Source organism: Klebsiella sp. CN_Kp104 (genome assembly GCF_040064515.1).
Lineage (GTDB): Bacteria > Pseudomonadota > Gammaproteobacteria > Enterobacterales > Enterobacteriaceae > Klebsiella > Klebsiella aerogenes.
The window spans coordinates 1-515 of the sequence record NZ_JBEAII010000027.1 but is presented as its reverse complement, the minus strand read 5'-3'; the positions used below and the strand labels follow the sequence as shown (position 1 = coordinate 515).

General features: G+C 54.2%; 1 protein-coding gene. It reads right to left on the bottom strand.

Annotation, left to right across the window (positions count from 1 at the left end; translation table 11 throughout):
• On the bottom strand, positions 1 to 515 hold a 515-nt coding region (locus ABLU80_RS13540; RefSeq protein ID WP_227511109.1), incomplete at both ends, for a GTP-binding protein.

The window sequence follows — 515 nt, the reverse complement described above, 5'->3', positions numbered from 1 at the left end:
TCTTTGATACCAACGATTTCAACTTCTTCACCAACTTTGATGATACCGCGCTCTACACGACCGGTAACAACGGTACCACGACCGGAGATGGAGAATACGTCTTCGATCGGCAGCAGGAACGGCTTGTCAATCGCACGCTCTGGTTCTGGGATGTAAGAATCCAGGAAGCCAGCCAGTTCGATGATTTTCGCTTCCCACTCTGCGTCGCCTTCCAGCGCTTTCAGAGCAGAACCACGAACGATCGGAGTGTCGTCGCCCGGGAAATCGTACTGAGACAGCAGTTCACGAACTTCCATCTCAACCAGTTCCAGCAGCTCTTCGTCATCAACCATGTCGCATTTGTTCAGGAACACGATGATGTACGGAACGCCTACCTGACGACCCAGCAGGATGTGCTCACGAGTCTGCGGCATCGGGCCGTCAGTCGCAGCAACAACCAGGATCGCGCCATCCATCTGAGCAGCACCGGTGATCATGTTTTTAACATAGTCGGCGTGGCCCGGGCAGTCTACGTG